Origin of the sequence: Sciscionella sediminilitoris, assembly GCF_000737195.2 — a bacterium.
Classification (GTDB): Bacteria; Actinomycetota; Actinomycetes; order Mycobacteriales; family Pseudonocardiaceae; genus Sciscionella; species Sciscionella sediminilitoris.
In genome coordinates this window covers 14,393-28,284 of record NZ_JALM01000017.1, presented here as the reverse complement: position 1 = coordinate 28,284, position 13,892 = coordinate 14,393, and the positions used below count along the sequence as shown (strand labels likewise).

General features: G+C 68.7%; 12 protein-coding genes. 6 read left to right on the top strand and 6 right to left on the bottom strand.

Annotation, left to right across the window (positions count from 1 at the left end; all coding sequences use genetic code 11):
• Positions 1 to 9 precede the first annotated feature (9 nt).
• Both AD72_RS08675 and AD72_RS08670 read left to right on the top strand, forming a co-directional pair.
• Positions 10 to 213 (top strand): MbtH family protein, encoded by a 204-nt coding sequence (locus tag AD72_RS08675; protein ID WP_031465908.1) that lies wholly within the window; start codon positions 10 to 12, stop codon positions 211 to 213.
• A 40-nt stretch (positions 214 to 253) separates the two neighbouring features.
• Positions 254 to 1,054, top strand: coding sequence for a TIGR03619 family F420-dependent LLM class oxidoreductase (locus AD72_RS08670; protein WP_031465907.1), 801 nt, complete (start codon positions 254 to 256; stop codon positions 1,052 to 1,054).
• Here the strand turns inward: AD72_RS08670 and AD72_RS08665 are convergent.
• From AD72_RS08665 to AD72_RS08660, 3 genes are all read right to left on the bottom strand, one after another.
• Complete coding sequence (locus AD72_RS08665) at positions 1,051 to 1,572, bottom strand: SRPBCC domain-containing protein (protein ID WP_031465906.1); 522 nt, start codon at positions 1,570 to 1,572, stop codon at positions 1,051 to 1,053. The two genes, AD72_RS08670 and AD72_RS08665, sit on opposite strands and share 4 nt — an antisense overlap.
• A gap of 618 nt (positions 1,573 to 2,190) precedes the next feature.
• Positions 2,191 to 2,592, bottom strand: a complete 402-nt coding sequence (locus AD72_RS36420; protein ID WP_156365092.1) for a hypothetical protein — start codon at positions 2,590 to 2,592, stop codon at positions 2,191 to 2,193.
• 1 nt (position 2,593) lies between these two features.
• Positions 2,594 to 3,835, bottom strand: a complete 1,242-nt coding sequence (locus AD72_RS08660; protein WP_031465905.1) for an FAD-dependent oxidoreductase — start codon at positions 3,833 to 3,835, stop codon at positions 2,594 to 2,596.
• 68 nt (positions 3,836 to 3,903) lie between these two features.
• On the opposite strand from AD72_RS08660, the gene AD72_RS08655 reads away from it, so the two are divergent.
• Positions 3,904 to 4,485, top strand: coding sequence for a TetR/AcrR family transcriptional regulator C-terminal domain-containing protein (locus AD72_RS08655; RefSeq protein ID WP_031465904.1), 582 nt, complete (start codon positions 3,904 to 3,906; stop codon positions 4,483 to 4,485).
• A gap of 465 nt (positions 4,486 to 4,950) precedes the next feature.
• Here the strand turns inward: AD72_RS08655 and AD72_RS08650 are convergent, their stop codons facing one another.
• From AD72_RS08650 to AD72_RS08640, 3 genes are read right to left on the bottom strand one after another with little or no spacing between them, the layout of a single operon-like run.
• Complete coding sequence (locus AD72_RS08650) at positions 4,951 to 5,685, bottom strand: class I SAM-dependent DNA methyltransferase (protein WP_031465903.1); 735 nt, start codon at positions 5,683 to 5,685, stop codon at positions 4,951 to 4,953.
• 37 nt (positions 5,686 to 5,722) lie between these two features.
• Entirely contained in the window at positions 5,723 to 7,471 is a 1,749-nt protein-coding gene (locus tag AD72_RS08645; RefSeq protein WP_031465902.1) for an ABC transporter ATP-binding protein, read from the bottom strand.
• The gene (locus AD72_RS08640; RefSeq protein ID WP_031465901.1) at positions 7,468 to 9,147 is read right to left on the bottom strand and encodes an ABC transporter ATP-binding protein; all 1,680 of its coding nucleotides are present in this window, start codon (positions 9,145 to 9,147) and stop codon (positions 7,468 to 7,470) included. Before AD72_RS08640 ends, AD72_RS08645 begins: the two co-directional genes overlap by 4 nt.
• Positions 9,148 to 9,319: 172 nt before the next feature.
• On the opposite strand from AD72_RS08640, the gene AD72_RS08635 reads away from it, so the two are divergent.
• From AD72_RS08635 to AD72_RS08625, 3 genes are all read left to right on the top strand, one after another.
• Complete coding sequence (locus AD72_RS08635) at positions 9,320 to 11,056, top strand: pyruvate dehydrogenase (protein WP_031465900.1); 1,737 nt, start codon at positions 9,320 to 9,322, stop codon at positions 11,054 to 11,056.
• Between the two features lie 191 nt (positions 11,057 to 11,247).
• The gene (locus AD72_RS08630; RefSeq protein WP_031465899.1) at positions 11,248 to 12,780 is read left to right on the top strand and encodes a long-chain-fatty-acid--CoA ligase; all 1,533 of its coding nucleotides are present in this window, start codon (positions 11,248 to 11,250) and stop codon (positions 12,778 to 12,780) included.
• Positions 12,781 to 12,881: 101 nt separating this feature from the next.
• Positions 12,882 to 13,880: a S1 family peptidase gene (locus AD72_RS08625; RefSeq protein ID WP_037345181.1), complete on the top strand. Its 999-nt coding sequence runs from the start codon at positions 12,882 to 12,884 to the stop codon at positions 13,878 to 13,880.
• The last annotated feature ends 12 nt before the right edge of the window (positions 13,881 to 13,892 follow it).

Genomic DNA, 13,892 nt, shown 5'->3' with positions numbered 1-13,892 from the left:
GAGATATCGGTGACCAATCCGTTCGAAGACCCCGATGCCCGCTACTACGTGCTGGTCAACGAGGAGGAACAGCACTCGCTGTGGCCCGAGTTCGCCGAGGTCCCGCAGGGCTGGCGGACCGTGTTCGGCGCGGACTCCCGGCAGGCCTGCCTGGACTACGTGGAGCGCAACTGGACCGATCTGCGGCCGAAGTCGTTGCGCGAGGTGAGCTGAACCGGGAATTTCGCGCGGGGGACCGCGGTTGGCCAGAGGTATGCGATTCGGTATCTCGACGTTCGTCACCGATGACGGTATCCGGCCGGATGTGCTCGCGCGTGCCCTGGAGGAACGCGGCTTCGACGCCCTGTTCCTCGCCGAGCATTCGCACCTTCCGGTCGGCGATACCGACGGCCCGGACGGTTCCCCGTTGCCCGCCAAGTACTACCGCACCCTGGACCCGTTCCTGGCGCTGACCGCCGCGGCCACCGCCACGAGCTCCCTGCTGCTCGGCACCGGGATCGTGCTGCTCACCCAGCGGGACCTCATCCACACCGCCAAGGAGGTCGCCACGCTCGACCTGCTCTCCGGCGGGCGCGTGCTGTTCGGGGTCGGCGCGGGATGGCACCGGCAGGAGATGGCCAACCACGGCACCGATCCGCGGACCAGGGGCGCCCTGCTGGACGAACAGCTCGCCGCGCTCAAGCGGATCTGGAGTACCGATGGGGCCGAGTTCCACGGCAGGCACGTGGACTTCGATCCGATCCACCAGTGGCCGAAACCCGTGCGACAGCCACCGATCTACATCGGCGGGCAGAGCGAGTCCGCGCTCGAACGGCTCTACACGCACGGCGATGGCTGGCTGCCGGTCAGTGTCACCCCGCAGCAGGTGCGCGAGGTTCGTGCCGAGCTCACCGCGCGCGGTCGCTCCGAGGTGGTCATCAACGCGCCCGCCGGGACGAATCTGGCGGAGCTCACCGAGGCCGGGATCGACCGGGCGACGTTCTTCCTGGAGACGATGCCGGAAAGCGAGACACTGCGCGAACTGGACCGGATCGCCGAAGGTCAGCTGCGTTAGGCCCGGCCGGGCAGGTTCTGTTCCGCCCACTCCCGGCCCGGTTCCGGGTCGACCCCGAAACGCGTGGCATAGAGTTCGTGGATTTCACGCCACGGCCGGTGCGCTTCCTCGTCGCTGAGCGGATCGCCGGCGAGATGCGGGCCGAGCCGGGAGAGATAGACCTCCCAGCCGGTCGCCGTTTGCGCTGCCGGCAGGTCGTCGATGACGTGGGTGAAGGTCAGCGTGCAGCCGGTTTCCGTCGAGACAAGTTCGAAGCTCTGCGGCTGACCGGCGAAGGTCCAGGCCAAGCGGTGTGGCGCGGTGACCTCCGTGACTTCCATGGTCAGCCCGGCGACCGTGATGGTCTCGCCGGTCACGGGTGTCCAATCGGCGGCGCCCGGGAAGAACTGTTCGAGTTCGGACGGCACACTGACGGCCTGCCATACCCGCTCGATCGGGTACGCGACCGAGAGCTCGAAGCGGAGCGCCCGGCGGCCGCCGATGTCCTCCAGCGTTCCGTAGGCCTTGGTGGTTGTCATGCGAGTCCCCGCCTGTCCGGCCGCGGTCAGTGGGCCGTGATCGGCCGCGGCCGAATAATAGGCAAGTGATTACTTGCCTGTCAAAACCGATGGCTCGACGGCTGGGCGGGTGCGGTGTTCGGGTGGGGTGAATTCGGGTTTGCCGTTGGTGATGCGGACTTGCCATTCGGTGTGGTGGATCATGCGGTGGTGGTGGGCGCAGAGGAGCACCATGTTGTTTTGGGTGGTGTGGTGCGGTCGCGGCAGCCCGTGTCGAGTACTTCGCCGTCGCTGCCGAGGATGGTGGGGATGCTGTGTTGGTAGATACCAATCCGGCCTCCGGTAAGCCGAGCGTTGTCGGTCGGATGGGCCGTGTTTCTTCGAGTCGGCTTACCTCCGGCCTCCTTGGTATGTCCGGTGTCGCAGGCGATGTGGTGAGTCGGAGATATCGACCGGTGCGTTCGGCTTGGGTACGTGTATCGGGTGTGCCGAGTGCGTCGAGGACGCTGCGGAGTTTGAGTCCGGTTTCGTAGTCCAGGGGTCCGTGGATGGTCCGGTTGCGCTGTAGTGCCTTGCGGTGTGCGAGGCAGGCTCGGCGGCCGGTCTTGGTGATCCGGTAGGTGGTCGAGCCGAACTGGCTCATGCCAGTCGCGCCCTGGTGCTGCTGGCGGCGGCAGTGTATGCCCGCTCGTGCCCCATGATCGCGGGTGTGACGACGCCGATCACGACCACAGCACCGAAAATGAAGGCCGTCAGCACCTTGCGGACTTCCTCGGGTGCTCGTCCACGCGGCAACACTCCTCGATATCGGCGATACCAGACGGCAAACCCGGACTCTGCCATCCCCAAGAGAGCCACGGCGACCGCTTTGCGGGCGCCGCCGGATGGGATGCCCATCGCCAGGCAGAAGGCAGCGGCTCGCAGTCCGATGGCCGGTGGGTACCAGGCCGGTGTCGGCGGATAGTCGACGTACGGCGCGGCGGCCGGACGTTCGGCCTGCCACAGCGCCTCCTCGGCGTCCCGATTACTTTGGATTCGCACCTCATCCCGCGACGAGGTCCGGAATCGCGGGAAGCTGCCAGGATCCGCCCCGGTCCTGCGGCGAGCACCGGGCGACGAGCTCGGGAAGGTGCAGCGCGCAGCCCAGTGTGGTGAGGCCGTGGAAAACCTCGATCGCCAGCTTGCTGTCGGGCATGCCGAGGCGGAGCAGGCGCGGTTTCACCGAGGCCTGGATTTCGTTCACGAACGGCCGCAGTGTGCTGTCGTAGTTCGCCAGCGCGGTCGGCAGGTCGTCGGTGTGCCGGTCGAGTTCCCCGGCGAGGACGTAGGCGCCGACCAGGGCACCGGATGCGCCCATGCCGCTGTACGGGGAGGCGCAGTGTGCGGCATCGCCGAGTAGCACGACGCGCCCTTTGGACCAGGTGTCCGTGCGCACCTGCAGGGCCTCCTGGGAGTAGAAGCTCTCGCTTTTCGCCATGCCGTCGAGGAATCGTTCGGTCTGCCAGCCCGCGTCGCGGAACCGATCGGCCCAGAATCGCTTCTGCTCCTCGACCGGTTCGCGGTGGATCGCCGAGGCCTCGGCGGACTGTTCCCGCAGGAAGAAGTACACCTGAGTGTCGTCCGCGTTGTGGCTGCGGCGCATGATCATCCGGCCGTTCGGGGCGTGGAAGGTGTTCTTGAAATCGCTGTCCGAACCGGTGCGCGGAATGAGCCAGTGCGCCGTATGGATCCCCACCTTCCAGTACGGCTCGGGCGCCCCGGCGGGCAGGATCGCCCTGCGAATACGTGAACCCTGGCCGTCCGCGCCGACCAAGAGGTCGAACTCTCCGGAGGAACCGTCGGCGAAATACGCGCGGACCCGGTTCTCGTCCTGTTCGAAGCTCTCCACGCTGGTGCCGAAGACGTAGTTCACGTCGTTCTCGGTCGCCGTGTGCAGTATCCGCACCAGATCGCCGCGCATGATCTCGTACTCGGAGGTCAGGGTCTGCCTGCCGTGTCCGGAGGTGTTGGCCATGATGGTTCCCCGTGCCTTGCCCCGGTTGCCGACGAAAGTGACCCCCGGTTCGTGTACCAGTTGCTCGCGGACCGCGTCGAGCAGCCCCATGCGCTCGATCGCCTCGATGCCTTGCCCGCGCAGGTCCACCTGGGCGCCCGAGGCCCGCAGCGCCGGGAAGCGCTCGACAACGGTCACCCGATGGCCCGCCCTGGTGAGCCAGTAGGCCAGGGCCGGTCCGGCGATTCCGCCGCCGCAGACGAGGACGTTCAGTGGAGCGTGCCGTGTCATCTCGATACCTCAATCTATCGGTGATAGGTTCTGTTTACAGAGTTGCCTATCGGCGATAGATTGTCAATATGGTCAAGCTCAACCGGGATACGGTCGTCGCCGAGGCGCTCGAGCTGCTCGACGAGGTCGGTCTGGACGCCGTGAGCACTCGCAGGCTGGCGAAGCGGCTCGGTGTCGAACAGCCCTCGCTCTACTGGCATTTCCGGAAGAAGGAGGAACTGCTCAGCGCCATGGCCGAGGCGGCGATGGCCCCGCACGCCGCGGTCCCGCTACCGCGGCCTGCGGATGATTGGCGCGCCTGGTTCCTGGAGAACACCCGCAGTTTCCGGCGAACACTGCTGCTGCGCCGCGATGGTGCCCGGTTGCACGCCGGGGTTTTCCCCGCGGGCGCGGACCTCGATCGCCTCGGTCGCAAGATGGAGTTCCTGCTCGCCGCCGGGCTGCCGGAGCGGGACGCGCAGCTGGCGATGCTGGCCGCAAGCCGGTTCACCGTGGGCAGCGTGCTCGAGGAGCAGGCGGAGGCCGCACTCGGAGAGAACGCGGAGCGGGCGGGCGACATCCCGGCGATCGATCACGAGTCGGCGTTCGAGGAGGGCCTGGCGCTCATCCTCGACGGGCTGGACCGTCGTGTCGGCGAAAGTTCGGCCTGACGGTGCTCTACGTCGGAACGCCGGTCGCGCTGATCACCACGATGAGTCCCGATGGCAGCTGTAACATCGGACCGATGTCCTGCTCGTGGGCTCTTGGCCGGACCATGGTCCTCGGCTGGGCGGTCTCATCGCAAACCCTGGTGGATCTGGAACGCGAAGGCGAGTGCGTCATCGACTACCCGGATGCCCCGAGGTGGTGCCAGGTGGATGCGATCGCCATGCTGACCGGACACGATCCGCCTGCCGCACAAGGCCGATCAGTTCACCTACAGCCCGGACACGTGGACTCCCGGCGATTTCACTCCCCGCGAGTCGGTGCCTGTGCGGCCACCACGAATCACCGAGTGCCCGATTCGGTGCGAAGCCGAAGTGGTCGCTGTTCATCAGCCGTATGGCCCGGACCGGCACGGGTGCCCGGCCGGGCGGCACCCGTGCCGGTGACGCAAGGTGCCGAAGACCGTGAACTCAGCTGAGCTTTTCCCACACCGACACGTGTTTGGTGCTCTCGTTGGTGAACGGTTCCCGGTTCCAGTCCGCCCAGCGTTCCCGCAGCCGCATTCCGGCGAGCTGGGCCATCAGATCCAGTTCGCTCGGCCACACGTAGCGGAACGGGATCGAGCGATAGCTGGCGCCGGACTCGGTGACCTCGACGTAGTTGGAGCTCAGTGACTGGGTGGCCACGTCGTACTCGTCGAAGGCCCATTCGGTGGGGTTCGCGTACAGCGGCACGATGCGCTCACCGGGCGGAAGTTTGCGCAGTTCCGGCACGACGACCTCGATGACGAAGCTGCCGCCCGGTTCGAGGTGCTCGGCGACGGTGCGGAAACACGTCACCTGTTCCTGCTGCGCGAGGAGATTGTTGATCGTGTTGAACACCAGGTATGCCACGGAGAACGTGCCGGGAACCCGGGTGTTCGCGAAGTCCCCGGTGGTCACCTGGACCGCGGAACCGCCCGGTTTGGCGTGCAGCAGCGCGGTCATCGCGGTGGACAGCTCGATCCCGTGCACCGGAACACCACGCCGGGAAAGCGGCAGGGCGATGCGGCCGGTGCCACTGCCGAGTTCGAGGGCGCGCCCGTCCCCGGCGAGCGCGGCGAGGAACTCCACGGCCGGTGTCACCGCCTCGGGTGCGAACATCGCCGCATTGGTTCGGTCGTAGTTCGCCGCGACCTGTGCGTCGAAGTAGCCGTCCTCGTTCATGATGGGCACGGTAGCGCGAACTCCCGCCGGACGCGGCTCAATTCCGGTTGTCCGACCAGGCGGCCCAGAGTTTCGCGTACGGGCCGTCGGCTGTGGACAGTTCGGCGTGGGTCCCGGTCTGCACCACCCGGCCCGCGTCGAGCACGATGATCCGGTCGGCGGCAGCGGCCTGGGTGAGCCGGTGCGCGACGATCAGCGCGGTCCGCCCGTGCAGCGCGGCCTCGGCGGCCCGCTCGAGCACCCGCGATCCGGCGCTGCCCGCTTCGGCGGTGGCCTCGTCGAGGATCGCGATGGGCGGATCCACGAGCAGCAGCCTGGCCAGCGCCAGTTGCTGGGCCTGGGTCGTGGTGAGCCGGTGCGCGCCGTCCCCGACCACGGTGTCCAGCCCGTGTTCGAGTGCCTGTGCCCAGTCGGCAGCACCGACGCGGTCCAGGGCGGCACGCAGTTCGGCATCCGTGGCCGAGGGTTTGGCCAGCCGCAGATCCTCGGCCAGTGTTCCGGAGAACACGTGCACTTCCTGGCTGATCAGGGCCACGCTGGCGCGCAGCCGATCGGGGGAGAGCTCTTCGAGTGGCACTCCGCCGAGCAGCACGGAACCACCGGCCGGGGTGTGCACCCCGGCGATGATGGTGGCGAGCGTGGTCTTGCCCGCCCCGCTCGCGCCGACGATCGCGACCCGCTCGCCCTCGGCGATGTCCAGGTGCACATCGTGCAGTACCGGCGGCCCGCTCGCGTAGGAATGGTGCAGCGCCGAGGTTTTCACGGTCCCGCCGCCCGGACGGCGCCCGGATTCCCCGTGTGCGGTCTCCGGGATGTCCACCACGCCGACGAGCCGGGCCAGGCTCGCGGCCGCGGCCTGCGCATCGTCCACGAGCGCGAGCGCCACGTTGATCGGGTTGAACAGGCTGTGGAAGTACAGCGCGGCCGCGGTGGTGGCGCCGATGGTGACGGCATCCGCGCGGACCAGGAAGAAACCCATCACCAGGATGGCGCCCAGCCCGATGAACTCGGCGAGGTTGAGCCGCCCGTAGAACCGGGTGACCAGCCGCATCCCGCGCAGCATCAGCTCGGCGGCGGACCAGGAGGCACCGGCCACCTTCTCGGTGTGCCCGCGGGAAAGGCCGAAGGCGCGCACCGTGCTCGCGCCGCCGACGGTGTCCAGCAGCGACTGCTGGGTGTCCCCGCTGGCCACCCGCTGGCGCGCGTACAGCGGCACCGCGTGGCGCAGATACCAGCGCAGCGTGTGCAGCTGCAGCGGCACCGCGATCAGCGCGACGAGCAGGAACCGCCAGTCGAGCGCGCCGAGCCCGCCGAAGGTGAGCACGATGGTCAGCACCGCCTGCGCCAGCTGCGGCAGCCCCTCGCGCACCGTTTCCCCGACAAGGGCGACGTCATTGGTGACGCGGGCGGTGAGATCACCCGATCCGGCCCGTTCCACGGTTTCCAGCGGCAGATCGAGGGTGCGCGCGACGAACCGTTCCCGCAGCCGGGCCAGCATCGTCTCGCCGAGCTTCGAGGTGAGGATGGCACCGAGCGCGCTGGTGAGCCCGCGCGCCACGGCGACCACGGCCAGCGCGGTGATCGGCAGCACGAGCGCGGACGGGGCCCGGTGCGCGGCGACCAGGTCGACCAGCCTGCCGAGCAGCGGGGCGACGGCGAGGCCGACGGCGGTGGAGACGAGTAGCGCGCCGAGCGCGGCCGCGGCGAGAAACCGGTTGCCGCGCAACAGTTCCCGCAGCGCGCTCGCGGTCTGCTTTCCGGTGGCGACGGGAAGACGTTCACTCATGACAGCACCGCCGTCCGGTAGTCGGCGTTCTCGTGCACCAGCTGGGCATGACTGCCGCGCGCGGTCACCGTGCCGTCGGCGAGGAAGACCACCGATTCGGTCTCGGCGAGCAGCGCGGGGCTGGTGGTGAGCAGGATCGTGGTGCGGCCGTCCCGGTACTCCCGCAGCGAACGGGCGATCTGTGCTTCGGTGACCGTGTCCACGGCGGTGGTCGGATCGTGCACGATCAGCACCGGTGGTTCGGCCGCGAGGGCCCTGGCGAGCGCGACCCGCTGGCGCTGGCCACCGGAAAGCGATCCGCCCCGCTCGGCGATCCGGGTCGCGGTTCCCTGCGCGAGCGTGGCGGCGACCTCCTCGGCCCCGGCCGCGCGCAGGGCGGGTTCGATGGCCCCGTCCGCCGCGGCGGACACGTTCTCGGCCAGGGTCCCGGAGAACAGCTCCGCGTCGTGGGCGGCGCTGAGCACCCCGGTGCGCAGCAGCGCGGGGTCCAGCTCGGTCAGCGGCACCCCGTCCAGATACACCTGCCCGGACTCGGGATCACGGGCACGGCCGAACAGTTCGGCGAGCGTGGTCGCGGCGTCCGGTTCCCGGCACACGATCCCGAGCAGAGCGCCCGCCGGAACCTCGATGTCCACCCCGGAAAGCCGTCCGCAGTGCACCGTGCGAAGACTGAGCGCGCCGCGCACGGGTTCGGCAGGGGCGCGCTCCCCGCCCGGTACCGCGTGCGGGGTGTCGAGCACCGCGGCGATCCGTCCCGCGGAGGCGCGCGCCTGGGCGAGCAGCCCGTTGAGCCTGCCGAAGGCCTGGAACGGGCCGAGCAGGTACTGGGCGAGCCCGATCGCCGCGACCAGTCCGCCGATACCCAGCGAACCGCGCATGGCCAGCAGCACCCCGACCAGTGCGACCGCGGCGATGAACAGCCCGGTCAGGATCAGGATCGTCGCGTCGTGCCAGGCCTGTGCCCGTGCCGCGCGCAGCGTCGCGGTGAGCGAGGAACGGCTGCGCGCGTGGTAACGGGCGTTCGCGGGGCGTTCCGCGCCGATGCCCTTGAGCACGCGCAAGCCGGAGACGAGGTCCGCGGCGACCCCGGAGGCGAAGGCCGCCTCGTCCTGTTCGGCATCGCTTCGCCGCTCGAGGGGTTTGCCGATCAGCTGCGCGCCGAACACGATCAGCGGAGCGCCGAGCAACACGGTCAGCCCGAGCGGGATGGACAGCCGCAGCAGGGCGATGGCGCTGACCAGTACCCCGGCCAGGGAGGCGCAGAGCCCGTACGGGATGGCGAACTGCAGCTTCCCGACTCGGCGCGCGTCCCCGGTCGCGATGTTCACCAGCTCGCCGGGCAACCGGGCCGATTCCGCGCCACCGCGCGGGTCCAGCACCCGTTCGGTGACCCGCATGCGCAGCTCGTGCGCGGCGCGCTGGTTGGCCCGTTCGGCGAACCGCGCGGAGAACCGGTACGCGGTGGAGAGCATCGCGAAGTCCGCGGCGAGCACGAGCACCCAGACCAGCAGGGCGCCCGCCGAACCGGAAGCGATCGCCGAATCGATGATCACACCGATCAGCACCGGCACCAGCGCCTCGCCGCCCTGATGCACGGCGGCCAGGGTCGAGGAGGCGGCAAGCAGTTTGCGTTGCCCCGCAACGTTTTCGCGTAGCAGTTCCGAACCGGAGGCCATACGTCTCCCTGCAAATTTATTAGGACAGCCTAACCACAGTATGAACCATGCCGCCAGAGGGTGGTGACCCCTGGCACGTCGGCGAACTCCTCGCGCTGCCGGTACCGCGCCCACCGCGTAACGTGCGGGTGGTCAGACACCTGATGATCATGACGTGCAAGGGGAGTCCGAAATGGCGAAAACCTTGGCCGAGCAGTTCGTCGAGATCCTGGCCCAGGCGGGAGTACGCCGGGTGTACGGGGTCGTCGGGGACAGCCTCAACCCGGTCGTCGACGCGATCCGTCGAACCGATGCCATCGAATGGGTACACGTGCGCAACGAGGAGGCGGGTGCTTTCGCCGCGGCCGCCGAGGCACAGCTGACCGGCAGGCTCGCGGTGTGCGCCGGTTCCTGCGGCCCGGGGAACACCCACCTCATCCAGGGCCTCTACGACGCCAACCGCACTGGCGCCCCGGTGCTCGCGCTCGCCTCGCACATCCCCAGCGGCCAGATCGGCACCGGGTTCTTCCAGGAGACCCACCCGGAGCGCACCTTCGTGGACGCCAGCGAGTACTGCGAGATGATCAGCGACCCGAGCCAGGCGCCGCGCCTGGTCCGGGTGGCCATTCAGCACGCCGTGGCGACCTCCTCGGTCTCGGTGCTCGTGTTCCCCGGCGATGTGGCCGATCAGCCCGCCACCAATCCGACCGGTACCGGCGGCTACTGCCCGCCGAGTGGGATCGTGCATCCCACCGAAGAGCAGGTGCGCGCGCTCGCCGATGCGATCAACGCCGCCGAGAAGGTCACCCTGTTCTGCGGCGCGGGCGTGCGGGAGGCGCACGATGAGGTGATCCGGCTCGCCGAGACCGTGCACGCGCCGATCGGGCACTCGCTGCGCGGCAAGGAATGGATCCAGTTCGACAATCCCTACGACGTCGGGATGTCCGGACTGCTCGGCTACGGGGCCGCGCACCACGCCATGCACGAGGCCGACCTGTTGCTGCTGCTCGGCACCGACTTCCCGTATGACTCGTTCCTGCCCCAGGCGCGCACCATCCAGGTGGACAACAATGCCGCGCGGCTCGGCAGGCGCACCGCGCTCGACCTCGCCGTGCACGGGGATGTGCGCGCCACCCTCGAGGCGGTGCAGCCGCTGCTGGATCGCAAACAGGACCGCGCTTTCCTGGACGACATGCTGCGCCGCCACCACCGCTCCCTGGAGAAGGTGGTGGACGCCTACACCAGGGACATCGAGAAGCACCTGCCGATCCACCCGGAGTACGCCGCGGACGTGCTCGACGACGTCGCCGCGGACGATGCGGTGTTCACCGTGGACACCGGGATGTGCAACGTGTGGGCCGCGCGGTATCTCACCCCGAACGGGCGGCGGCGGGTGATCGGCTCGTTCATCCACGGCAGCATGGCCAACGCGCTGCCGCACGCCATCGGCGCCCAGCTCGCCTATCCCGGCCGCCAGGTCGTCTCGCTGTCCGGGGACGGTGGTCTCGGCATGCTGATGGGTGAACTCATCACCGTCGCCCAGCAGCAGATCCCGGTGAACATCGTGGTGTTCAACAACTCCTCGCTCGGCATGGTCAAGCTCGAGATGCTGGTCGACGGGCTGCCCTCGTACCAGACCGATACGCCGGAGGTGAACTACGCCGCCGTGGCCACCGCGCTCGGTATCCACGCCCAGCGCGTGGAGCAGCCCGGTGAAGTGGGAGACGCCCTGCGCACCGCGTTCGCGCACAACGGCCCCTCGCTCGTGGACGTGGTCACCGATCCCAACGCCCTGTCGCTCCCGCCGAAGATCACCGGCGAACAGGTGCGCGGATTCGCGCTGGCGGCCAGCCGGACCGTGCTCGACGGCGGGGTCGGCAAGATGCTCGAGATGGCCAAGTCGAACCTGCGCAATATTCCGCGGCCCTGAGCCGGGAGCGGCGCTGAGTCGAGGGGCCTGCAGAGCGACCTTTGCAGAACTTTTTCTGCAAAGGTCGTTCTGCATAGTTTTCGCTGCAATGCGGACCCGCACGCCGGGGGAAACAATCCGGCGTGCTTGTAGTTGCGCGCCGGGGTGTGCCAGGCTGATCGACACCTTGATCACCGGCGATGGGAACAGCGATGACTGAGGCCCCGGCACCCGTCCTGATCGGCGATCGGCTCGAACACTGGGCCCGGGCGACCCCGGACGAGCCGGCGATCACCTTCGCGGATCAGACGTGGACCTGGGCGGGCTGGCACGACCGGATCCGGCGGTTGACCGGCGCGCTGCGGGACAAGGGGATCGGCCGGGGCGACCGGATCGCCTTCCTGGACAAAAACCACATCGGCTGTGTGGAGGCGGTGTTCGCGGCCGCCGGGCTCGGCGCGGCCACGGCGATCGTGAACTGGCGGCTCGCCGATGAGGAACTGGTCTACGTGCTCAACCACGCCGGCCCGCGCCTGCTGTTCGTCGGCGCGGAGCTCGCACCCGCGATCGAGCGTATCGCCGACCGGCTGACCTCGGTGGGGGAGCGGGTGGTCGTCGGCGGTGCGCAGGACGCCTATGAACCGCTGCTCGCCTCGGCCGCCCCGTGGGACCGGGATCCGGAGATCGGCCCGGACGAGGTGTGCACCGTGCTCTACAGCTCGGGCACCACGGGCAAACCCAAAGGGGTGCAGCTGACCCACCGCGGCCTGGTCGCGCACACGATCTCGGGCAACGGGGACTTCAAGTTCGAGCGCGGCGATATGAACCTGGTGGCCATGCCGCTGTTCCATGTCGGCGGCAGTTCCTACATCCAGATCGGGATCCACAACGGCGCGCCGACCTACCTGACCCGCGAGGCGGACGCGGCGACCCTGTTCGCGGCGATCAGTGCCGGTGCCACGCATGCCTTCCTCGTCCCGGCCATCGTGGCGGGCGCGTTCGCGGCGGGGGAGCAGGCGGTCGCGGTGCTCGGCAAGCTGAAGTACCTCGGCTACGGCGCCTCGCCGATGCCCTATCCCTTGCTGCGCAAGGCCTTGGCCGCGTGGCCCGAGATGAAGTTCATCCACGTCTACGGGATGACCGAGATGGGCGGGGTGGTGACCTCGCTCAAACCCGAGGCACACCGCGATTCCGCGCATCCCGAGCGGCTCGCCTCGGCGGGAACCCCGATCGAGGGAGTGCGGCTGCGCGTGGTGGATCCGGCCACCGGCAAGGACCTCCCGCCGCGGGAGCCGGGCGAGCTGTGGCTGGCGAGCGAACAGATCATGGCCGGATACCTGAACGACGAGCAGGCGACCGCGGAGACGATCACCGAGGACGGCTGGCTGCGCAGCGGGGACATCGGCTGGGTCGACGAGGACGGCTTCGTGACCATCTCCGACCGGCTCAAGGACATGATCATCACCGGTGGGGAGAACGTGTACTCACCGGAGGTGGAGAACGCGATCGCCGCGCACGAATCGGTTGCCGAGGTCGCGGTCATCGGGGTGGCCGACGAACGCTGGGGTGAATCGGTGAAGGCCGTGGTCGCGCTCAAGCCGGGCACGGACCTCGGCGCGGAGGAATTGATCGAATGGACGCGTTCCCGGATCGCGCATTACAAAAGCCCCCGGCACGTCGAATTCGTGGAGGCGCTGCCCCGCAATTCGACAGGGAAAGTGCTGAAACGTCAGCTGCGGAAGTGAAGAGTTAACGGTAACCCCGAGTGACGCATTCTTGCCGTACGGTTCGGTGACGAGCAGCATCGAGCCTTGGGCGCGGTATCCAAAGAGGGCAGGAGGAACCCATGCGTGGTACCCGGTCAAGAATTCTCGCCGCTGCGGCCTCGGCCGGTGCGGCATTATTACTCGCAGGATTCGGCACACCGGCCTCGGCGGCACCGGCTTCGGTGAATTCCGTGGATCTCGCCAATTCGGTCGCGAACGAGCTCGGCGCGGCAAGTGGTGGCCATTACCTCGACGCCGGGGGCAAGGCGGTCGTCGGTGTGGTGAACAAGGCCGACGAGGCCACGGTGCGGGCCGCGGGCGCGGTACCGAAGCTGGTCAAGCACACCATGGCCCAGCTCACCGCGGCGAAGACGAGTTTCGACCGGCTGCCCGGTGTCACCCAGGCGGGCTGGGGTATCGACCCGGTACGCAACCAGGTCGTCGTGCACCTCTACGACGCGACGCCCGCGGCTGCCAAGCAGGCGCTGCAGGATAAGGCCCGCTCGCTGGGTGACAAGGCGCGCGTCGAGCACGAGCGCGGCGCCATGAGCCTGTTCATCCGGGGTGGGGACGAGATCAGCAACGGCAGCGGAACCTGCTCCAACGGCTTCAACGTCACCAAGGACGGCAAGGACTACCTGCTCTCGGCCGGTCACTGTGCGGTGCTCGGTGGCAGCGGGGACTGGAACGGCGGCAAGGTGGTCAACGCCGACTTCCCGACCAAGGACTCCATGCTCGTGGAGAACAACACCGGTTCCGCACCGAGCGAGATCAACGACGGCACCAAGATCACCTCGATCGCGGATCCGACCGTCGGCGAGAACATGAAGCGCGCGGGCCGCACCAGCGGGGTGACCTCGGGTTCGGTCACCGAGCTCGACTACACCTTCGTAGCCGAGGGATACACGGTCTACCACGAGTTCTGCACGACCGCGCACTCCGCGGGCGGCGACTCCGGCGGACCCGCCTACGACGGCAGCAAGGGGCTCGGCACGCTCACCGGCGGTGACAGCTCGACCTCCTGCTTCTATCCGGCGACGCTGTCCACGAAGGACTACGGCGTGTCGCTTCCGCAGTAAACAGCACACCGA